The sequence below is a fragment of the Acidobacteriota bacterium genome (assembly GCA_026393675.1).
Lineage (GTDB): Bacteria > Acidobacteriota > Vicinamibacteria > Vicinamibacterales > JAKQTR01 > JBAXOX01.
Genome location: JAPKZQ010000014.1, coordinates 41,338 through 63,509, shown reverse-complemented (window position 1 = coordinate 63,509; position 22,172 = coordinate 41,338). Strand labels below are relative to the sequence as shown.

At 63.9% G+C, this 22,172-nt stretch carries 17 protein-coding genes and 1 pseudogene; 10 read left to right on the top strand and 8 right to left on the bottom strand.

Going from position 1 to position 22,172, the window contains the following annotated elements; genetic code table 11:
• Position 1 precedes the first annotated feature (1 nt).
• On the top strand, positions 2-772 hold the full coding sequence (locus NT151_04660; GenBank protein ID MCX6538212.1) for a dimethylargininase: 771 nt from the start codon (positions 2-4) through the stop codon (positions 770-772).
• Positions 773-790: 18 nt separating this feature from the next.
• Here the strand turns inward: NT151_04660 and NT151_04655 are convergent, their stop codons facing one another.
• The gene (locus NT151_04655) at positions 791-1,453 is read right to left on the bottom strand and encodes a hypothetical protein (protein ID MCX6538211.1); all 663 of its coding nucleotides are present in this window, start codon (positions 1,451-1,453) and stop codon (positions 791-793) included.
• Between the two features lie 242 nt (positions 1,454-1,695).
• On the opposite strand from NT151_04655, the gene NT151_04650 reads away from it, so the two are divergent.
• A complete protein-coding gene (locus tag NT151_04650; GenBank protein MCX6538210.1) occupies positions 1,696-2,193 on the top strand; it encodes a rubrerythrin family protein in 498 nt (165 codons plus the stop codon).
• 174 nt (positions 2,194-2,367) lie between these two features.
• Positions 2,368-5,178, top strand: coding sequence for a DPP IV N-terminal domain-containing protein (locus NT151_04645; GenBank protein MCX6538209.1), 2,811 nt, complete (start codon positions 2,368-2,370; stop codon positions 5,176-5,178).
• Between the two features lie 6 nt (positions 5,179-5,184).
• Here the strand turns inward: NT151_04645 and bcp are convergent, their stop codons facing one another.
• The 6 genes and pseudogenes from bcp to NT151_04615 form a co-directional block, all read right to left on the bottom strand.
• The gene (bcp, locus tag NT151_04640; GenBank protein MCX6538208.1) at positions 5,185-5,652 is read right to left on the bottom strand and encodes a thioredoxin-dependent thiol peroxidase; all 468 of its coding nucleotides are present in this window, start codon (positions 5,650-5,652) and stop codon (positions 5,185-5,187) included.
• 89 nt (positions 5,653-5,741) lie between these two features.
• A pseudogene (locus tag NT151_04635) lies at positions 5,742-5,873 on the bottom strand (DNA-binding protein).
• A 139-nt stretch (positions 5,874-6,012) separates the two neighbouring features.
• Positions 6,013-6,651, bottom strand: coding sequence for a response regulator transcription factor (locus tag NT151_04630; protein ID MCX6538207.1), 639 nt, complete (start codon positions 6,649-6,651; stop codon positions 6,013-6,015).
• Complete coding sequence (locus NT151_04625) at positions 6,648-7,976, bottom strand: sensor histidine kinase (GenBank protein MCX6538206.1); 1,329 nt, start codon at positions 7,974-7,976, stop codon at positions 6,648-6,650. The genes NT151_04630 and NT151_04625 overlap by 4 nt, the downstream gene beginning before the upstream one ends.
• Positions 7,977-8,144: 168 nt before the next feature.
• Positions 8,145-8,342, bottom strand: a complete 198-nt coding sequence (gene thiS, locus NT151_04620; GenBank protein ID MCX6538205.1) for a sulfur carrier protein ThiS — start codon at positions 8,340-8,342, stop codon at positions 8,145-8,147.
• Between the two features lie 19 nt (positions 8,343-8,361).
• A complete protein-coding gene (locus tag NT151_04615; GenBank protein ID MCX6538204.1) occupies positions 8,362-10,569 on the bottom strand; it encodes an aldehyde:ferredoxin oxidoreductase in 2,208 nt (735 codons plus the stop codon).
• A gap of 169 nt (positions 10,570-10,738) precedes the next feature.
• Here NT151_04615 and NT151_04610 point away from each other — a divergent pair, with 169 nt between their 5' ends.
• Complete coding sequence (locus NT151_04610) at positions 10,739-11,584, top strand: class I SAM-dependent methyltransferase (protein MCX6538203.1); 846 nt, start codon at positions 10,739-10,741, stop codon at positions 11,582-11,584.
• 40 nt (positions 11,585-11,624) lie between these two features.
• Here NT151_04610 and NT151_04605 read toward each other — a convergent pair whose 3' ends face one another.
• Positions 11,625-13,031, bottom strand: a complete 1,407-nt coding sequence (locus NT151_04605; protein MCX6538202.1) for a glutamine synthetase family protein — start codon at positions 13,029-13,031, stop codon at positions 11,625-11,627.
• A 100-nt stretch (positions 13,032-13,131) separates the two neighbouring features.
• Between NT151_04605 and NT151_04600 the strand changes: the two genes are divergently transcribed.
• From NT151_04600 to pstA, 6 genes are all read left to right on the top strand, one after another.
• Positions 13,132-14,502: a M14 family metallopeptidase gene (locus tag NT151_04600; protein ID MCX6538201.1), complete on the top strand. Its 1,371-nt coding sequence runs from the start codon at positions 13,132-13,134 to the stop codon at positions 14,500-14,502.
• Between the two features lie 134 nt (positions 14,503-14,636).
• Positions 14,637-15,758, top strand: a complete 1,122-nt coding sequence (locus NT151_04595; GenBank protein ID MCX6538200.1) for a hypothetical protein — start codon at positions 14,637-14,639, stop codon at positions 15,756-15,758.
• 120 nt (positions 15,759-15,878) lie between these two features.
• Positions 15,879-17,183: a hypothetical protein gene (locus NT151_04590; protein MCX6538199.1), complete on the top strand. Its 1,305-nt coding sequence runs from the start codon at positions 15,879-15,881 to the stop codon at positions 17,181-17,183.
• 155 nt (positions 17,184-17,338) lie between these two features.
• Positions 17,339-18,316 (top strand): PstS family phosphate ABC transporter substrate-binding protein, encoded by a 978-nt coding sequence (locus NT151_04585; GenBank protein MCX6538198.1) that lies wholly within the window; start codon positions 17,339-17,341, stop codon positions 18,314-18,316.
• 10 nt (positions 18,317-18,326) lie between these two features.
• Positions 18,327-20,558: an ABC transporter permease subunit gene (locus NT151_04580; protein ID MCX6538197.1), complete on the top strand. Its 2,232-nt coding sequence runs from the start codon at positions 18,327-18,329 to the stop codon at positions 20,556-20,558.
• A complete protein-coding gene (gene pstA / locus NT151_04575; protein ID MCX6538196.1) occupies positions 20,558-22,165 on the top strand; it encodes a phosphate ABC transporter permease PstA in 1,608 nt (535 codons plus the stop codon). Before NT151_04580 ends, pstA begins: the two co-directional genes overlap by 1 nt.
• Positions 22,166-22,172 lie beyond the last annotated feature (7 nt).

Here is a 22,172-nt window from a genome sequence, read left to right as displayed (position 1 = left end):
CATGCCCGTCGCGATCACCAGGCAGGTCTGCGCCGCGATCGGCGAGTGTGAGCTCACGCACTTGCCGCGCGTTCGCATTGACGTGGACCGCGCACGCACGCAGCATCTCGCGTACGAGCAGGCGCTGGCGGCGCTGGGCTGCCACGTGGTGTCGCTCCCGCCGCAGGCCGCCCTGCCGGATTCGGTCTTCGTGGAAGACGCCGCCATCGTGCTCGACGAGATTGCGATTGTCACCAGGCCGGGCGTCCAGTCGCGACGATCCGAGACGATGTCTGTCGCCGAAGCGCTCGCCGCCTACCGGCGAATCTGGTTTGTGGAAGCCCCGGGGACATTGGAGGGCGGCGACGTGCTGCGCCTGGACAACCGGCTGTTTATTGGCCTTTCGGGCCGCAGCAATCAGTCGGGCATCATGCAGTTACGCGCGGTCGTCTGGCCTTACGGCTATACGGTTACGGCCGTGCCGGTCACCGGGTGCCTGCACCTGAAGTCGGCCGTGACGCAGGTTGCGGATCGGACGCTGCTCGCCAATCCGCAGTGGGTCGACCCGTCGCTATTTGGCCAGTTCACGGTGATTGACGTCGATCCAGACGAACCGTACGCCGCCAACGGTCTGCTTGTCGGCGGCCGCCTGATCTACCCATCGTCATTCCCTCGCACACGGACCCGTCTCGAAGCACACCGAATCACTGTCGTGCCTGTCGACGTGTCGGAGCTGCAAAAGGCCGAGGGCGCGGTGACCTGCTGCAGCCTGGTCTTCGCAGGCGAACCATGAGGGGCCAGGCCCCAATTCTCACTGCAACTGGGCCACCATGCCTTTGACTTTCCGGCAGGCCCGCGTGATCGCAAGCAGGTCTGACACGGACCGTATTTCAATGTTGGTGGCCTGGATGGGGTCATAAAGCTCGGCCGGCAAGCCCGACTGGTCGAGGTCCGCCTGCAGTGTCTCCCGGTCCTTGGCTGTCAGGACCGCGAAAGCCTGGACGTGCTCTGGTTGAGGTGTGCCCCTGGTCAGCACGTTGACGGTCTCGGCCATGTGGCCGACCGTGTATCCCACTCTGAATGCCCACAGCAACTCCGGATACGGACTCACCTCGAGCCGAGCCATCACCTGGTTCATCGCATCGGAGATGAGTTGAGACCCCCGCGCAGGATTCGGATCGGCAAAGCCATCGAGCATGCCGGACGCGACGGCGGCCGCATCAGTCTCCGAGAGCTGCAGCCGGCCCATGAAGGTGAGCAGATCGGCTTCGCTGCGGGCGAAGCCCAGCGCGGACTCCTTGCGAAGCTCCATCGGCTGCGACCCCTGGGCGACCATACTACCCGCCGCGAATCCCAGTTGTATGGCCGCCGCTTGAGTAGATGGAGCGACGGGCGGCAGCGTCTGCTTGCTCTTGCAGGCCGGGCCAGCAAGAAGGGCCAGCACCAACGTGGTGAGCGCCAACCAATGTCGCATGAGAGCACTCCTGTCTACGGATGGCTCCGGAAGATGTCGCTGGCTGCGAACCTCTCCTCGCGGAGACTGTACGACCATAGCACATGCTTTTTGGCTCGGTCACGTCTACAATACGGCCCGTGCTGGCCCCCCGGCCAGGCTGGTGAGAACGCCCACCGGCCGCAGCTCGACAGGATGCGACCCTGAGCAGTCAACCGACCGCTCGCTGTGGCATTCTCCATCGACAACCGGGAGGGCAATTCATGCCGACAAGCATTGACAATCTGAAAGACGCATTTGCCGGGGAAAGTCAGGCGAACCAGAAATACCGGGCATTTGCCGCGAAAGCGGAGCAGGAGGGACTTCCGAGCATCGCTCGCTTGTTCCGGACCACGGCCGAGGCGGAACGGATTCACGCCGAAGGGCACCTGCGTGCGCTCGACGCGATCCAGTCCACCGCGGAGAACCTGAAGGCCGCCATCAGCGGCGAGACATATGAGTTCACCGAGATGTACCCGCCGATGCTGGCGACCGCCGAAGCCGAAGGGCACAAGGCGAAGCGCATGTTCGGCTATGCCGTCGAAGCCGAAGCCGTCCACGCCAGGCTGTACCAGGCGGCGCTCGATGCGGTCCTGCAGGGCCGGGATCTGGCCGAGACGCACTTCTATCTGTGTCCGATCTGCGGCTACATCGAACTCGGGACACCGCCGGACGAATGCCCGATCTGTGGCGCGAAGAAATCCCGGTTTGTCGAAATCTAGTCTCGCGCGTCCAGAGAACCGGTTTCACAACCCGTTCTCGCGGCCGCAGAACGGGCCACTTACGCAGGCTTTGAAACCATCTCCATTCATTCGCACGTCCAGTCCGGGCCGACACCAGCCGGCCCGGCGCCCATTCCGTCCTCGAGTGATCACGTATCTCACAAGGAGTCGGTCATGTTCCTGTCCGTAGCTCACCAGCGTTCGAGCCTGTCGCGCCTGCTCGTCGTGTGCGGCCTCGCCTTCGCCTTTGCCGTGATGCCGGCCGCTACACCTCGCGCCCAGAAAGCGCCGCCCACGCCGAAGCCGAACTACGACCTGGCCTCTCAGTGGACAACACAGAAGGTCGGCCGGCTCGTCTTCGATTCTTCTGTGACGCCGAGATGGCTCGAAAGCGGCGACCGCTTCTGGTACAGCTATCAGACCCGCGACGGTCGCAAGTTCCTTATCGTTGACGCAGTCAAGAAGATCAGAGCGCCGCTCTTCGATCACGCGAAGATGGCGGCGACGCTGACCGCGATCACGCTCCAGCCCTACGACGCGCAGCATCTGCCGTTTACAACCATCAGGTTTGTGAAGAAGGACTCGGCCTTCCAGTTCGACGTCACCGTGCCGCGTGATGCCCAGATCGTCAAACCGAAGAAACCGGCGCCGCCAGAGCCGCCTGCGGCTGACAAGAAGGGCGCGGCGGCCGTGAAAAAGGACGGAGCGGTCGTCAAGAAGTACGTCCCGGTCGAAACCAGCGACGCTGGCACCGATGACGACGACGATCAGCAGCAACGTACCCAGCAACAGCAGCAGCAGCGCGGGCAGACGGGCCAGGCCGGCCAGAGGCCTGGCGCGGCCACGCCTCCGCCGCGCCCGAGGACGCTGCACTTCGAGTACGACCTCGCCACCGGCGCGCTGGATCTGCTTGATGACGACTATCGGGCGCCCAGGAGACCCCGGTGGGTGCAGATGTCGCCCGATGAGAAGACCATCATCTTCGCGCGGAACCACAACCTGTTCATGATGGATGCCGCCAGTTTCGCGCTCGCCGAGAAGAAGGCCGACGATCCCAAGATCGTCGAAGTGCAACTGACGAAGGACGGCGAGGAGAACTACAGCTACGCGCGAACGGCGCCGGTCGGCGGCCAGATCGAGCAGCAGCAGGAAGAGGACCAGCAGACTGAAGGCGACCAGGCCGCAACCGATAAGAACGCCCGCGTGGCTGCCGTGATGGTGACGTGGTCGCGCGATTCAAAGAAGTTCGCCCTGGTTCGCCGCGACCAACGGAAGGTCGCGGACCTGTGGGTCATCGATTCGCTGGCGTCACCAAGGCCCAAGCTCGAGACCTACCGCTACGCCATGCCCGGCGAAGCCAACGTGCCGCAGTCCGAACTCAATGTGTTCGATCGCGACACCAAGGCGATGGTCAAGACGAAGATCGAGAAGTTCAAGGACCAGACCGTGTCGATCGCCAACATGCCGACGCGTGGCGGCGGCGGCCGCGGTGGCCAGGGCGGCGGTGCCGCCGCCGGACCGGATGCGCCTCCGCCACCGCAGTGGCTGAGCGAAACCGCCGACAAGCTCTATTTCACCCGCACGAGTCGAGATCTGAAGAGAGTCGACATCTGCGTTGCCAATCCGGAGACGGGAGACGTCAAGGTCCTCATCGAGGAGCGCCTCAACACGTACATCGACACCAAGCCGCTGCGCCTCATCAACAAGGGCATCGAGTTGGTGCACTGGTCCGAGCGGACCGGGTGGGGGCACTATTACCTCTACGACGCCGCCACAGGCGCCCTCAAGAATGCCATCACGTCTGGCGAGTTCGTGACGACCAGTGTCGATGGCATCGACGAGAAACTCCGCGTCGCCTTCTTCTCCGCGCTTGGCCGGGAGGCCGGCGAGGATCCCTACTACCCCCATCTCTACCGCGTGAATCTCGACGGCACGGGCCTCAAGCTGCTCAACCCCGGCGATGCGTCGCACGCGGCGAACATGGCGGACTCCAACCGGTACTTCGTCGACAACGCCTCGCGCATCAACATGGCGCCGACATCCTCGCTCTACGACGCGATGGGCACGCTGGTCACGCCACTCGAGACCACGGACGTGAGCGCGCTTGTCGACGCGGGCTTCAAGTACCCGGAGCCGTTCAAGGTGAAGGCCGACGATGGGATCACGGACCTGTTCGGGGTGATGTACAAGCCGTTCGACTTCGATCCGGCGAAGAAGTACCCGGTCATCCTCTACGTGTATCCTGGCCCGCAGCAGGAGAGCGTGACCAAGACGTTCAACCCGCGCAGCGGCAGCATGTCGCTGGCGCAGTTCGGTTTCATCGTCGTCGAAGTGGGGAACCGGGGTGGCAGCCCGCAGCGCTCGAAGTGGTACCACAACTACGGCTACGGCAACCTGCGCGACTACGGCCTGGCCGACAAGAAGGCGGCGGTCGAGCAACTCGCCCGCAAGAACACGTTCATCGACATCAACAAGGTCGGCATCTGGGGCCACTCGGGCGGTGGGTTTATGTCCACGGCTGCGATGCTGGTGTACCCGGACTTCTTCAAGGTGGCGGTGTCGGAATCAGGCAACCACGAAAACAACATCTACAACAACACGTGGAGCGAGAAGCACCAAGGCGTCAAGGAAGTCGTCGACAAGGACGGCAACATCACGTTTGAGTACAACATCGAGAAGAACTCGGAGCTGGCGAAAAACCTCAAAGGCCACCTGATGTTGTCGACCGGTGATATTGACAACAACGTGCACCCGGCGAACACCTACCGGCTGATCGATGCTCTGATCAAGGCGAACAAGCGGTTCGACTTCGTCGTGCTGCCCGGCCAGCGGCACGGCTACGCGACGGCCGGCGCGTACTTCAACATGGTGCGCGCCGACTACTTCTGCCGATGGTTGCTCGGCGAAGCGTCGGAGAGCGTGGATATCGTCGAGTTGAACCGCGAACGGGAGCAGGTCGGCGACAAACGTGTAGTGAGGCAGTAGACGTACTCAGGCGCCTTTCAGCGCCGCGATGGCCAGTGGCACGGTCTCGTCGGGCGAGACCGTGTACCACGCCTGCGCGATCTTCCCCTTCTCGTCGATCAGGAACGACGAGCGGACGATGCCGAAGTACTTCCGTCCGTACATCGACTTCTCGCCCCACACACCGTATGCCTCCGCCACCGCGTGATCCGTGTCGGCCAGCAGCGGGAAACCCAAGCTGAACTTGGTGTCGAACTTCTGCTGGGCCTCGGGTTTGTCAGGGCTGATGCCGATGGCGGCGACGCCCAGTTTGCCGAAGGTTGGCCTCGCGTCGCGCACATTGCACGACTGCTTCGTGCAGCCCGGTGTGTCGGCCTTCGGATAGAAGTAGATCAGGACCTTCTGACCCTTGAATGCAGAGAGCTTCACGGATTTCCCCTGCTGGTCCTTGAGCGAGAACGCGGGGGCCTTATCGCCAGGTTTCAGTTGCGGCATGGTGATCTCCAAGGGTGCATGATGATGCTAGCAGGGGCGGGGAAGACATCCGTGGTCGCGGGTGTCTCCAGGCCGGCCGGGCTCACGATTCAGAGCGTCAGCAATTTGAAGGCGTGCGTCCATCGGTTCTCGCGGAATCCCGGAATGCACCAGAGCTGACACAGAGGCTCAATGGCACGCGCGGCCGTTGCCGTGCCCATGTCGGCGCCCTCCCACCCGAACTTCTTCATAGCGGTTTCTCTCCGTGTAATGGCGTCTCATTAGAGACGCTCTGCCACCTTCGGAGGATCCATCCGAATCAAGACACCGACGGCCAATCCCTGAACGAGAGGGGAGTTTCGCCAACAACAGTCCTGTCCGCTAATCGAGTTCGTCGAGCGAGATCAGGCTGCGCTTCAGCGCCTGCACGATGGCCTGTGCACGATTCTCCACGCCCAGCTTACCGAGCAAGTGACCGACGTGCGTCTTGATGGTCTCCTCGCTGACCGACAGCGCTTCTGCGATGTCCTTGTTCGACAGGCCCAACGCCACATGCCGCAGCACTTCGCGCTCACGGGCGGTCAACTCCTCGTGGGCAGTCGCATCCTCGGCAATACGGCGAGCCACGAATGGATCGATGAACGTCTTGCCACGGGCGACGGCGCGGATGGCCGCGAGCAACGTCTCCGGCTCCGCATCCTTACGGACATAGCCCGTCGCACCCGCCCGCAACGCGGCCATCATGCGTCCCTCGTCGATCGACGCCGTGAGCGCTACGACCCGTACCGAGGGTTCCCGGGCAAGTGCGCGGCGGGTTGTTTCGATGCCGTCGATGCCGCCAGGCAGGAGCAGGTCCTGGACGACAACCTGCGGCCGCCACTCCGACAGGTGCTCCAGCAGTTCCTCTCCGCTTGCCGCAATGCCCACCACGCGAAAGTCCGGGAATGACTCGAGGTAGCTCTTGAGGCTGCGCGTGACGACGCGGTGATCGTCGACGAGGGCGACGGTGATCGTGCTCATCGGCGGGTCTCGGGGGCCTTGCGCACGCGTCGGTACGCGAGCAGATCGTGCGCGCACCCGGCGAGCATGAAGATCGACACCGGGATGTTCATGATCAGAAGATCATTCTCGCTACGTGATAGCCCCAGCCCGATCATGAGATTGATGAACGCGATCATGCCGAACATCGCCGCCCGTCTCCCGTAGTACTTTGCATCACCCGCGTCAGGTCCAGCGCCACGCATTGTGAGGCGGACACGGGTGCCGACGCCAGGCTGACTGATCATTTCTATGCGTCCTCCGTGCTGTGCTGCCCGGGCGCGCATATTGGAGATGCCCAGGCCGTGTGCCGGCCGGCTTTGGTCGAATCCCGACCCATCGTCTTTGACCATCAATTCGATGTCGCCCTGGCTGCCACCCAGCGCGACCCGGACGTGACTGGCTCGAGCGTGACGTGCGATGTTGGCAAGCGCCTCCTGGGCGATTCGGAAGATGGCGTTCTGTGCGCCCGGCGGCAACGTCAAACTGGACGGCATTTCGCCTGGTGTGAATTCAACATGGGCGCCAGTTCTGAAGGCGAGGGCCTCGCATGCCTGTTTGAGAGCCTCGACCAGACCGACGTTTTCGAGGGGCGCGGCACGCAGGCCCTGGAGCATGGCATCCATCTCGCTCATGGCCGCACGGGCGGAGTCGCGAATCTGATCGATGGCCACACGGGCTCCAGTCGGCTCGCCATCGAATCGCGCCTGAGCCGTCGCAGCGGCCGTGTGGATGGCGAACAGTTGTTGTTTGATCGAGTCGTGAAGATCGCGGGCAAGGCGGTTCCGTTCCTCTTGCGCGGCGGCCTGACGGATGCTCTGCTCGTACCCCGAACGAAGGCGGTAGGTGGCGGAGACGTCGTCGTCGCCAAACAGGGAGACCATCCGCCCCCAGATCTGCGGGCCGGCTCCTTCGCCGAACTGCCACACGTAGAAGAGCAGCCCCGCCACTGTGGTCAGTATTGCTGTCGCTGAACCCGACCAGGCACTGCCCCAGATGGCGACATGCTGACTGAGAACCACGGCGGCGACTACGCCATGGCCCAGCGCCATCCAACCAAGTCCTCGCCGGCGCGATTCCGGATCCTCCACGCGACCGAGCGCGATCGCCACACAGCCCGCGGCCACGATGACCGCTCCGACAACTCGCACCAGCGCCGCCTTGTAGAAGAGGAACGTGCCGAGATCAATGCCAAACCAGGCAGGCCCCCAGCCGACCAGCACGACGCCCAGCACGATGGCGACCGCCGCGTAGACGCGCAGAACGACGCGGGTGTTGATGCGGACGGGATTGACGATGGAGATCATGATGCGGAGTCTACGCCCGGCGGCGAGGCCCCGCATCCCCGGAAAGGGGGATATGCCTTTGCGCCTGGTCTGAAGACCCGGCCTCCAGATCAAGATGCACGGCCGAAGAGACCCCGGGATCCGTCAGGAGAGACGCCCGGCCGCCCTCAATCAAAATGGTGTCCGGGCTCAGCCCCCCGCGATCTGGTGGATGACTTTGACCTCGGCGCCGTCGGGCACCGGCGTCTTGTCGTACGTGCCGCGCCGGACGAACGTGCCGTTGACGAACACCGCCAGCATGCGCCAGATGTAGTTGCGCTTCCTGAGGATGTCGGCGACGGTCATCCCTGCGTCGTACTCGAGCGGTTCGTCATTGACGGTCAGCATCGGTCGCAAAAATCCACTGTTATCCCAAATGCGGCTTGACCAACTCCACAACTTCCGGGAAATCGATCCCGAGGCTTTTCAGCCGCTCCAGTGTCGGGACACCGCCGGACGTCCAGCCGCGGCGCTTGTATACCGCGTCGAGCAGCTTGTTGTAGCGATCCATCCGCCACTCGCGGTGCAGCTTCATCTTCTCCTCGGTCGTTTTGCCGGCGGGATCGACGCCGACGATCTCTTTGAGCTGCTTGTCGTAGCGATCGGCGCGCGACTCGTACTCTTCCTTCGTCACTGGCCCCATCGCCCGGTACGGCGGCATGTCGTGCTCGCGGAGCCCTGATCCCCTGCGGATATTGAAGACGCGCTGGAAGTTGTATACCCTCGCCGACTGATCAATCAGCGACGCCCTGTCGAGCGGCTTGCCCGTGATGCCCGTGTAGAGCGCCAGGTAGTTGTCCACGTGCTCCGGGACTTTCGCGGCCTCGGGTCCCGGATATTTCTCGTGATTATCCGGCGGTTCGATGTCGTTCCAGGGCAGCTTGCAGAGGCCCTGCAAACTGAACCATGTGCGGAAGAGCGGGAAGTAGTAGAGCGCCTCGGCCTTGTCCTCGAAGGTCGGGATCTGGTTGTTCACCATGTCCATGAAGATGAGCCACGCCTCATCATGCTGCGGGCCCTTGTTGGTCATGCAGTACCCGCCCTGCTGCGCCAGCGACTCCTTCGACATGTACTGTGAAAACTCGAGGCCCTTGTTTTGCATGCCGATGTCGCGAATGAGCTGCGGGTCGCCCCACCCGTTCTTGATGAACAGGTTCTGCATGTAGCGCACACCCTTGCCGACGATGACGCCAAAGCCCTCGCCGCGCCACATGTGATGGAGCAGCTCCACCTCGGCCTCGCCGTTGCCCCACGTGAGTTCGACACCGCCGGTGCGCTCCTTGTTCAGGATGCCTCTTTCATAGCATTCCATGACGAACGCGCACGCCGTGCCGTACGAAATCGTATCGATCCCGTACGTGTCGCAGTAAAAGTTCACCTCGAGCATCCAGTCGGGATCGAACAGCCCGCAGTTCGATCCGAGACCGGCAGCGTTCTCGTACTCGGGGCCGTCCACCGTGACGATGTGGCCCTTGTAGGGGCCCGTGCGGACGTGATGACCATCGGCGCCCTTGGAACAACCCATGCCGCAGCCGTACCAGCAATGATCGGGAATGCCCTGCGTAAAGCGCTTGTCCCACACCTGCGAGTCGATCTTCGGCGTGTCCGGGTGCTTGCCGTACTGGAAATTGTGCACCGGGAGCAGGTCGTACGCGTCCATCACCTCGATCAGATGCGCCGTGCCCTGCCGCCGCATGTGGCACTGCTCGTCGTCGTGGTCGTGGATCTCCTTGTTGATCTTCTTGCCGACCTGGACGGTGACGGGGAAGTCGGCCGCGCGATTCAGGTCGGCCTTCATCTTGAAGCCCCGCACGACGAGCGCCTTCAGCTTCTTGTCGCGGAACACCGTGCCGGTGCCGCCGCGCCCCGCCTGCTTGAGGCGCACGGCGGCGCGCTTCGGGTCGTACCATGAAAAGTTGAGGCACCCGATATACGCGGATTCCGCCGCCTTGCCGGCCGAGACGACCGACACGTTCTGCATGTCCTTCACATCGTCGGCGTACATGTGCGTGAAGATCTCGCCGGCAATATGACTATCCGGCGTCTCTTCCTCCGCCTCTTCGAAGCGGATGATCCCGCGCGGGCCGTCGATGACGACGACGGTCTCGCTTCTTGCCTTGCCGCGAATCTCGACCGCGTCGAAGCCGCAGAACTTGACGAGCGGCCCAAAGTAGCCACCCACGTTGCAGTCGATCGGCAGGTCGGTTTCGGGAGAAATCGTCACGACGATCGACTTGCCCGATCCCGCGTATTGCGTGTTGCCAGCCAGCGGACCAGGGCTGATGATGATTTCGTTGTCCGGATCATTCCACTTCGTCGTCGGTGTCGTCGCATGCCAGAGGTAGTAGAGACCGAAACCGCGCCCCCCTGTGAAGATGTCCACCATCTCCCTGGTGACCGCCTTCTCCTTGATGGTCATCGTGTCGAGGTCGATGAAGAGCGTCCGGTTGGTGTAGCCCTTCTCGGGCAGGCTTGGCGTGAACGGAAACTCAGCCAGGATCCGATGCGCGGCGCGAAGCCTCGGCACGTCTTCGGTATAGTTGGTTCGGACTTTGTAGTCGTAGGTCACAGACATGGAGTTCTCTCCTCCGGTGGGGTCGGCGGGCGGCGAGACGGCCGGCGATGGGGGGCGAAGCGTGGCCAACCGAACCTCACCAGTGAGGCAAGGGCCAGTCTATCACGGGGTTCCCGCCGGCTTGATCGCCCCAGATTCAGCCACCCCGGCGGCCCTATAATGGCCAGACATGTCAGACGACACTCGCGGGACGAAAGGCGCCGAGAAGGCCTACCTGTCCCGATCGGGTTCGGAGCCCTGGGAGCGTGCCAAGCCGTTTGCCCCGCCCGGCCACAACATGGTCGGCGAGAGCCTGTCGCTCATCCATGATTTCGCCGTCGCGATCGGGTGTCTGGCGCCCGTTCCGGGCGAGCGCGTGCTCGATCTGGCCGCCGGTTCGTGCTGGGTGTCGGAATGGCTGCGACGCCTGAACATTGACACGGTGAGCATCGACATCGCACTCGACATGCTCAAGCTCGGGCGCGATCGGATGGGCGCGAAACCAGGGCTGGTCGCCGGAGATCTGGAGCACCTGCCGTTTCGGGACGCGAGCTTCGACAAGGCAGTGTGCCTCAATGCGTTCCACCACGTTCCTGACATGGTGAAGGGGCTCGCTGAAATCCGACGGGTGTTGAAACCTGGCGGCAAGGTGGCCTTCTCGGAGCCAGGCCGGGGACATGCCGACGCCGGTCATTCGACGCGCGCGACGGGCGAATTTGGCGTCACCGAGCAGGAGATTGTCGCCACTGACTTCATGCGCTGGTGTGTGGACGCCGGGTTCACGGATGTGCGCATCAAGCCCATCGCGTACGCCATTCCCTGGTTCGATCTGGATGGCGATGGCTGGGCCGCGTGGGGACGGGCTGCGCACTCGAAACGGCCGCTGAAGGCGCTATCGAAGATGTGGCGGGCTTTGCTCGAGATCTTCGGACTTGGAAAAACGGGGCCACTCGCCGAGGACGCCATGGCGCGCGACCTCGTCAGGCTGCTGCGCAACGCGATGGAAGATCATCCCATCATCGTCGCCCAGACTTAGTGCCCCGATCTCGCAGGGGCGGCCCCCTGTGGCCGCCCTATTACGCTCTGAGCAGCGCGATGACCCGATCGAGCAGGTTCGACGTGAACACGCCGCCGGCCTCGAGCACCGCGCGGCTTCCGACGAGATGATCGGCGATCTCGGCAAACGTCAGCGGCACGCGGTTCGCCACCGATGCGGCCCCGTGCGCCGTGACGGCCGTGCGATCGAGCAATCCATCCGGATCCGGGGTCGACTTGCCCGCGACCACTGCCTGCGCCACGCCGGCCAGCAGCAGGTGCGGATGGGTGGATCCGTCGGGGAGGCGGAATTCAATCGTCTCAGCGCTGGTCGGCCGTCCCTGCGCATCGGTGGGCACGATCGGGATCCGGATAAGCGCCCGGCGATTGTAGCGTCCCCATGTCAGCACGCTTGGGGCTTCCTTGCCCTGGCTCAACCGGATGAACGAGTCGCGGCTGCGGTTGCCGAACGCCATCAGCGCGCCGCCGTGAGTGACCAGGCCGCAGATGAGCCACTTGGCCTCACTGGTGAGGCGGCCGTCCGGTCCCGTGTGCGGCAGGAAGGTGCCGTTGGAGCATGGCGCGAAGTGGAAGTGCATGCCGCTGCCGGCGTGACCCTGGCGCGCCATCGGCGCGAAACTGCAGAGCATCCCATTGCGCTGCGCCAGGTTGCGCAGCACCCATTCGGTCAGCACGACGGCGTCGGCGGCTTCGGGCAGCGGCTGGAGCCATAGCTCGATCTCGTGCTGTTCCCACACGCGCGAATCGGTGGCATCGGCTTCGACGTAGCCCACTTCCGAGTGGCCGTACTTCACAGGCACACCCATCTCGGCCAGGTGCGTCAGGGCCTGCCGCCGGAGTGCCTCGCCAAACACGAAGGGCGAACTGGCGTGGTACCCGCGTTCGTTCGCGCCGTAGACCTGGGCGTCTTCGCCGCGCTGGCCCAGGAAGAACTCGATCTCGCCGAGCGCCTGCCACTCGACGCCAGTGTTCTCAACCAGGCGTTTGTAGGCCGCCCGAACCAGCGTGTCCGGCGATTCGGCCAGGGGCTCGCCCTGGCGGTTGTAGTGGCTGCAGAGGACGGCGAGCGTCGGTTCCGGCGAGAACGGATCGATGAATGCTGTCGACAACCGCGGCCGCATCACGATGTCGGATGCGCCAATTGGGATTCCGAGATCTCCAAAGAGGCTCGACCCGTCGGCCCGTTCGCCGCCGGCCAACACGTCCGCCAGGTGTTCGGCATCGCGCGGGACGAAGTCGAGCGTCTTCAGCCATCCGTCTCCCCCCACGTGCATCAGCGACAGCACGCGAATACGGCGATCGCGGACAAACGCGACAAGATCGTCAACGGCCCACGACGCCGGGGATTTTCCGATCTGGCGGCGAAGCGTCTGCGTTGGATCGGACCGCTCCGGTGACGTGGCGGCGGAAGAAGGATGATGCGTCATGATGGCACTCCGGGCCGCTATCTTACCCCGGACACCCGTGACCCGCACTCGATCGGCTATGCTGTTCCACGTCAACCACCACCATCCGCGAGGCTCACTCATGAATCGCGTCAAACTTGCTGCCGGTGCCCTGATCATCGTGGTGGCGGGAGCCTGGTCTCACGCCAACGCACAGGTAACGCCACGACCCATCCCGCCGTCGTTCACGCCACAGCAGTTGGTCGATGCCTGGGACAAGGAACACGTCTCGTGGTCGGTGCCGCCACTGATCCGTCATGCCGACGTCGAGGTCCAGCTCCGCGACGTGCAACGCATCGGATCGGACCTGTTTCAACTCGAGGAAATCGGCCGCTCGGTTGAGGGACGTTCCATCAATCACATCTGGTTCGGCACCGGGCCGCTCCACGTGATGCTCTGGTCGCAGATGCACGGCGATGAGCCAACGGCCACGGCGGCCCTGTTCGACATCTTCGAATACACGCGGCGCCACCGGGACGATCCCGCGATCGCCCGAATACTGAGCGCCCTGACGCTCCACGTCGTGCCGATGCTTAACCCGGACGGCGCCGAGCGGTTCCAGCGCCGCAACGCACAAGGCATCGACATCAACCGCGACGGGCTGCGACTCCAGACTCCCGAAGGCCAGGCGCTGAAGGCGCTCCGGGATCGGGTGAAGGCCCCAATCGGCTTCAACCTGCACAACCAGAACTGGCGCACCGAGGCCGGCAAGACCGGCCAGCCGGCGTCGATTTCACTGCTCTCGGTGGCGTTTGACGAGGCGCGGACCGAATCAGTCGGGCGCCTGCTCACCAAGAAGATCTGCGCGGTGATTCGCGACGCGCTTGAACCGCTCGCTCCGGGCCGCGTCGCCCGATATGACGATGAGTTTGAGGTGAGAGCGTTTGGCGACAACCTGACGAAGTGGGGGACGAGCGTCGTGTTGATCGAGACCGGCGCGTGGCCGGCGGCCGAGCCCGATCCGCACCTGGTTCGGCTCAACTTCGTGGCTATCATGACGGCGCTCGATGCGCTCGCGACCAAACGTGTCGAGCAGGCCGACAAGCGGCGCTATGAGACCCTGCCCATCAACGAGACGAATCTCTTCTATGTGTTGATTCGCAACGCAACGGTGGCACCCGGAACGGGCGTCGCGCCGTTTGTGGCGGATGTCGGCATTGTCGCCACGCGCGGCGTCCGGATGGCGGACGGCCAGCGTGTGACGAGGCTCTCCGCGCGCATCGAGGATCTGGGTGACCTGCACACGATGGGCGCCCTCGAGTCGATCGATGCGACGGGTCTTGTGGTGGCACCCTTGTGGGACCCTGCCCTCAAGACGGGCGATGTCGTGTCGTTGCCCGACTGGAAGGCGAAGCGCGCCCCGCGCGTCGTCGCGCAGGGAGAGCCGGCCGAACTGGTCCTGCTGAGGCCGGAGGAGGATCGGTACAAGGTGGAGAAGGTGATCCGATACTGACCCTGGCGGGCCGCCCGGCCCGCCGCCCCCAGGAATTAACTCTGCCGTAACATCCGTGCGACGTGACGGCAACATGCCCTGCATGTGCTGGTTTTCGTTCGCGGGACATCTCACCTGCATGGAGGCATGAACGCATGAGTGGTCTTCTTCGTTTCGGCCGCGTCGCCATCCTGGCACTGCTCGTCGTGGCAGTTGTCGTCCTGGCGGCCAGCTCGCTTGTCGCGCAGGGAATTCCCCAAGCGGTGCCCGAGCCGCCGCCCCCACCGCCTCCACCCGCGCCGTCGCCCGACAAGTTCAGCGGGGTCATGTTCGGCGATTACTACTACTTCAAGAATGACAACGTGGCGGCGTTCAACACGCAGCAGGGCTTCTGGTTCCGCCGCATCTACTTCACCTACGACCACGCGTTTAGCCCGGCCATCTCCACCCGGTTTCGGCTCGAGGCGAGCAGCAACGGGAAGATGACATCGCCGACAGTCGCGATCAATCCGAACATCAAGGACGCCTGGGTGAAATGGGCCTACCGCGGCAAGCACCACGTGACGATTGGCATCCAGCCGACCGCGACGCTTGACTTCGTCGACGCGTTCTTTGGCCTGCGCCACATCGAGAAAACAGCGGGTGACCTCTACCGGATCGACTCGACGCGCGACTTCGGCGTCAGCTTCTCAGGCCCGCTCAACCAGGACAACACCGTCCAGTACACGGCTCAAGTGGCCAACGATTCCGGCAACAACTCGGAGCTCGACAAGTACAAGGCCGTCCGGTTCGCGCTGCGCTACGTCACCAACCCCGGGTTTGTGGCCGAGGGCTTCTACGGCTACTACTACAAGCCGCTCGCTGCGAACCGCCTCACGCTGCAGGCGCTCGCGGGGTACCAGAACCCGCAGGGCCGCGTGGGCATCCAGTATGTCCACCACACCCGCCAGCCCAATGCGGGAACGACGAACCCGGTGACAACGATCAACGTGACGTCGGGTTTCGGCGTGTGGATCGTCAAGCCGAGCAAGTTCACGGTGTTCGGCCGGTTCGACCATTCGGACGCGAACCCAGACGCCGCCGGCATCGACTACCTGCCCATCTACAAGAGCGCGCCGTTCAACCTGGGCGTGGCGGGCATCGAGTATTACATCCACCCGTCGGTGCGCTTCAGCCCGAACGTCGAGTGGGTGAAGTACGGGACGCCGACGGCGGGCGCGGCGGCCCCTGCCAGCAACGACTTGGTGCTCCGCCTGACGTGGTTCTGGACCTGGTAGCTCTCCGCTCCCTCCGTTGAATTAACCCCGTCGTAACACCGGTGCGACGTGGCAGCAACACGTCATGCATATGCTGGTGTCCGAACGCAGGACACGTCACCTGCATGGAGGCATGAACGCATGAGTCGTCTTCTTCGTCCCGGCCGCGTCGCCATCCTGGCACTGCTCGTCGTGGCAGTTGTCGTCCTGGCCGCCAGCCCCCTGCTTGCGCAAGGTCTGTACTACAAGGAAATCGCCAAGGACGGCCGCATCTACGTCTTCAATTCGGCGGCCCGCGCCGACGCTTTTGAGACGAGCGGCGAGATGGGCGTCGGCATCACGAAGCTCAACGCCGGTCCAAACGGCGAGACGGTCATCGGCGACAGCGAGCGTGCGCTGCAGCTCTTCTTCTTCAAGCATGGAATGTCGGAGGCCGTGCCCGAGCCACCGCCCCCACCGCCGCCCGCGCCGTCGCCGGATAAGTTCAGCGGCCTGATGTTCGGCGACTACTACTACTTCAAGAATGACAATGTGGCAGCGTTCAACACGCAGCAGGGCTTCTGGTTCCGCCGGATGTACTTCACCTACGACCGGACGTTCAGCCCGGCCGTCTCAATGCGGTTCCGGCTCGAAGCCGACAGCAACGGGAAGCTGACATCGCCGACAGCCGGCATCAACCCGTACATCAAGGACGCGTGGGTGAAGTGGGCCTACCACGGCAAGCACCAGGTGACCGTGGGCATCCAGCCGACACCGAACGTTGATTTCAACGAGACGTTGTTCGGCCTGCGCCACATCGAGAAGACGCCGGAGGACCTTTACCGCATCGATTCGTCGCGCGATTTCGGCGTCAGCCTCTCCGGCCCGCTCAATCAGGACAACACCCTGCAGTACACGGCCCAATTCGCGAACGACTCGGGCAACAACTCCGAGATCGACAAGTACAAGGCCGTCCGCTTCGCCGTGCGGTACGTCACCAACCCCGGCTTTGTCGCCGAAGGGTTCTACGGCTACTACTACAAGCCGCTCTCGGCGAACCGCCTGACGCTGCAGGCGATCGCGGGGTACCAGACGCCCCAGGGCCGGGTGGGCATCCAGTATCTCCACCACACCCGCCAGCCCAATGAAGGCACGACAAACCCCGTCGTTACAATCAACGTGGTATCGGGTTTCGGCGTGTGGATCGTCAAGCCTAGCAAGTTCAGCGTGTTCGGCAGGTTCGACCACTCGAACGCGAACCCCGATGCCGCCGGCATCGACTATCTGCCCATCTACAAGAGTGCGCCGTTCAACCTTGGCATCGCGGGCATCGAGTACTACATCCACCCGTCGGTCCGCTTCAGCCCCAACATCGAGTGGGTCAACTACGGGACCCCGCTGGCGGGCGCGACCGCTCCTGCCAGGAACGACATGGTGTTCCGCGTGACGTGGTTCTGGACTTGGTAGAGGCATGCGATGCGGACGGGGCGGGTCGGTGAGGCCCGCCCCACCGCACGAATTTACCCGGATTTAACAACGGCGCAATCTCCCCGTCCAGGCCGCCCGATAGCATCGGAGGTGGACATCGACGGAGATCGGGCCGGAGGTTTGTGGAGGAACGATTGATGAAACGTGCACTGATGGCTCTCGTACTTGCCGCTGCCAGCATGACGCTGCTCGGCGCCCAGGCCGGCTCGGGGATGCTGACGTCGATGCTGCCGTCCTACCAGAAAGTCAGCGGCGTCTCGGGCAGCCTGACCAGCGTTGGCTCCGACACGATGAACAACATGATGACGCTGTGGGCCGAGACGTACCGGAAGTTCTACCCGAGCGTCAAGATCCAGGTCGAAGGCAAGGGGTCCGGCACGGCGCCACCCGCGCTGATCGCTGGCACGTCGCAGTTCGGCCCGATGTCGCGCCAGATGAAGACCGCCGAGATCGACTCGTTCGAGGCGAAGTACGGTTACAAGCCGACCGAACTCAAGACCAGCTACGACGCCCTCGCCGTCTATGTGAACAAGGACAATCCCATCAAGTCGCTCACCCTCGCGCAGGTGGAAGCCATTTTCGGGAAGAACCGCACCCGCGGCTACAAGGAGAACATCACCACCTGGGGCCAGTTGGGCCTGACCGGCGACTGGGCCAATCGGCCGATCAGCCTGTATGGGCGCAATTCGGCCAGCGGCACCTATGGCTTCTTCAAGGAGCACGTGCTCAAGAACGGCGACTACAAGGACACGGTGAAAGAGCAACCTGGCTCCGCGTCGGTTGTCCAGGGCGTCACCGAGGATCGCTTCGGCATGGGCTATAGCGGCATCGGCTACAAGACGTCTGGCGTGCGCGCGGTCCCGCTGTCGGAAACCGCGACGTCGGCGACCTCGGATGGGAGCTACGAGGATGTGAAGAGCGGAAAGTACCCGCTCTGGCGCTTGCTGTACATTTACGTCAACAAGGCCCCGGGCAGGGCCCTCGACCCGATCGTCGGCGAATTCGTGAAGCTCATCTTCAGCAGGGAAGGCCAGGAGGTGGTGGTCAAGGACGGTTATATGCCGCTCTCTGCCCCCCAGTGCCAGCAGGAAATCGCCAAGATCAGTAAGTAATTTCCATCTCATGATGGACGCTTCGATTCCGAGCGTGCGCGCGAGAATGGCCGGTGCCGCCAGGCGGATCGGCCGCCTCAAGCGCATCGACCGCGCGGCCGTGGGCGTGATTACGCTCGGTGGCGTCAGTGTCATCATCGCGGTGCTCGGCATTCTCGTCTTCATTGCCGCGCAGGCTGTGCCGCTCTTCAAGCCGGCGACGCTTTCCACTTCCGGACAGGTACGTCTCGACAGCCGGCCGTACGCCGTCGGAGCGGCCAGCCTTCCCGTTTTCGGTACGGACGAATACCGGAAGTACATCTACACGGTGGAGCCGGACGGTCGGTTGGTGTTTTACCGCTACGACTCTGGAGCGGCTGCCCGCGAACTGCCGGTTCCAGGGCTCGGTGCGGCGACGATCACCGCCTCATCGAAAACACTGCTCGGCAACTTCGTGGCTGCCGGCACCAGCGACGGTTGCGTGTCGTTGATGCAGATCCGCTTCACCCCGCAGTACCAAGGGCAGAAGATGGTCGATCTCGCCATCGATCTTCGGGAACGCGGGCTGGTCGAGATTGATCCGGGGAAGCGTCCCGTCCGAGATGTGTCGTACCTCGAGCAGGAGGGGCAGAAGTTCGTGGCGGCCCTGCTGACCGACCGCGAGATCGCTTACTGGTGGACCGACACCGACGCTAAAGAGTGGCGTGCCATCCTCACCGTTCCCGCACCCCAGCGCGTGACGGCGATTCGCCTCGGCCGCAACGGCGCACTCATTGCGGGCACCGATCGCGGCAATGTCTACCACTGGATCCCTCAACCAGACATGCGGCTGACCGACGTGTCGCCAGTTGGCGGCGGGGGCATCACGGCCCTCGAATGGGTGCTCGGCGGCAAGTCGTGGGTGGCAGGCACTGAGGACGGCAGTGTGTCCGCTTGGTTCCGTGCTCCGCTGGGCGCGGAAAATGCGTCGGTCATGGTCCGGGCTCATACCTACGAGCGGCAGTCGAGCGCGGTTGTCGCCATCGCGATGTCGGGGCGCGAGCGCAGTTTCGCCACGGCCGGGCGCGACGGCACGATTATCCTGCGCCATTTCACGTCAGAGCGCGTGCTGGCCGACGTCTCTGTTGGTGAGGTGGTTCGCGCGCTCCTGATCACGCCGAAGGCCGATGGGTTGCTTGCCGCACGAGGTGGCCTTGTCGACCGCTTCGCCATTGTGAATCCGCACCCGGAAACCAGCTGGACGGTCCTGTTCGGCAAGGTGTGGTACGAGGGCTACGCGAAGCCCGAGTACGTCTGGCAGTCCACCGGCGCCACCGACGACGTGGAAGCGAAGTTGAGCCTGGTGCCGCTCATCTTCGGCACCATCAAGGGCACGCTGTACGCGATGCTCTTCGCCGTGCCGCTCTCGGTGCTCAGCGCGCTCTACACGTCACAGTTCGTGCACCCGTCCATCCGCGCGAAGATCAAGCCAACCGTCGAGATCATGGCCGCTCTGCCCAGTGTCGTGATCGGTTTTCTGGCCGGCCTCTACCTCGCCTCGATTGTTGAAAAGAACCTCGTGGCCATGGCCGCGCTGTTTGTTGTCGCGCCCCTGTTCGGTACGGTGGGCGTCCTGGTGTGGCGCGTGCTTCCGCGCAGGATCCTGGCGCGCCTCCGCCCCGGCACCGAGTTGGCCGTCATTGTGCCCATGCTGTTGGCCGCCGTATGGCTGACGCATGAGATGGGGCCGTCGCTCGAGCGGTGGCTGTTCACCGGCGACGCCCGTTTCTGGCTGAAGGAAACCTTGGGCCTCACCTACGACCAGCGCAACTGCATCGTCGTTGGCCTCGCAATGGGGTTCGCGGTGATCCCGATCATCTTCACGATCTCGGAGGACGCCTTCTCGAGCGTGCCGTCGAACCTGACGGCCGCGTCGCTGGCCCTCGGCGCGAGCCGGTGGCAGACGGCGGTCCGGGTCGTGATGCCGACGGCAAGCCCTGGGATCTTCTCGGCCATCATGGTGGGCTTCGGCCGCGCGGTGGGCGAAACGATGATCGTGCTCATGGCCACAGGCAACACGCCGCTGATGGACTGGTCGATCTTCAACGGCATGCGCACGCTCGTCGCCAACATTGCCGTCGAGATTCCCGAGTCGCCGCAGGCTGGCACGCTCTATCGCACGCTGTTTCTCACCGCGTCGCTCCTGTTTGTGTTGACGTTCCTCGTCAACACCGTGGCAGAGGTGATCCGGCAGCGGTTGCGCGAGCGGTACAAGGCGGTGTGATGAGCGCCCTGCGCGACCTCATCCGGCGCGGCGACCCCGCCATCTGGCTGGCCGGCACGGGCCTGGGCGTCTGCCTGCTGATGATCAGCGGGATGATCGCGCTCATCCTGACAAGCGGCCTCGGCTACTTCTGGCCGGGCCGGCTGATCGAGCTCACGCTCAAGAACGGCACCGTGCTCCTTGGCGAGATGTCGGGGCGTGAGATCATCCCCACGCCCGGAGCGCCAGAGCCGTTGCCGCGCTTCAGGATCCAGTTGAAGCTGGGGAATCGCGATCTCTTCGGTGCCGATTACCGGTGGGTGGACGAGGCCGAGATCGAGGCGCGCGCGTGGCCGGCCGATGCGGTCTATCTCGAGCGGCGCGAATACGGGCCGCTCCTTGGGCGAGTCGTCAAGGTCACCGATGGCGATCGCACGATCGGGCAGGGGGCCGGTCCCGGATGGGACGCGCTGGTACCGCTCATCGACAAGGCCGAACGGGACCGGGCCGCCATCCGTCGCCTCGAGCGAGACGAGATTGGCGCCGTCGATGCCGGCATCGAGCAGGCCAGGCTGGCGCTCAAGAAGGACCCAGCCGCCCGCGAGCGCCTCGAGCGCGAGACCGCCGCGCTGACAGGTCAGTACACGCTGCTCGAGCAGCGTCTCGGGCAGCAGACCGAGGAAGCTGCGCGCACACGCGTCACCGTCAAGGTCGCCGATGGCCGCGAGAAGGACCTCGCCACCCTCGACGTGTTCCGCGCCTACCGGGCCAACCAGTTGACCAGGATCGATCGGGCCCGCCTGTACGCCAGCCGATTGTGGGAGTTCCTGAGCGGCGACCCGCGCGAATCGAACACCGAGGGTGGCATCTTCCCGGCCATCTTCGGCACCCTGATGATGGTGCTCCTGATGAGCGGCGTCGCCGTGCCGTTTGGCGTGGTGGCCGCGCTCTACCTGCGCGAATACGCGAAGCAGGGACTGCTCGTCCGAATCGTCCGCATCGCCGTCAACAATCTCGCCGGTGTGCCCTCAATCGTCTTCGGCGTATTCGGTCTCGGGTTCTTCATCTATTTCGTCGGTGGCACGATCGACCAGATGTTCTACGCCGAACGCCTGCCGACTCCGACGTTCGGCACCGGCGGGATCCTCTGGGCCTCGCTTACCCTCGGGCTGCTCACCGTGCCCGTCGTGATTGTCGCAGCCGAGGAAGCGCTGGCAGCCGTGCCGCGATCGATGCGCGAGGCATCACTTGCGACTGGCGCCACGAAGTTTCAGACAATCCTGCGTGTGGTTCTGCCTGCCGCGGCGCCAGGCATCCTCACTGGTCTCATCCTCGCCATGGCGCGCGGCGCGGGCGAGGTTGCGCCGCTGATGATCACCGGCGTCGTCAAACTGGCGCCAGACCTGCCGCTCGATGGGACGTTCCCGTTCCTGCACCTCGAGCGCAAGTTCATGCACCTTGGCTTTCACATCTACGACGTCGGTTTCCAGAGTCCCAACGTCGAAGCGGCCAAACCGATGGTCTATGCCACCGCCGTGCTCCTCCTGGTGATTGTCGTGCTGCTGAACCTGACAGCCATCATCGTCCGAACGAAGCTGCGGCGGAAGTACCAGACGTCGGCGTTCTAAGTCCTTC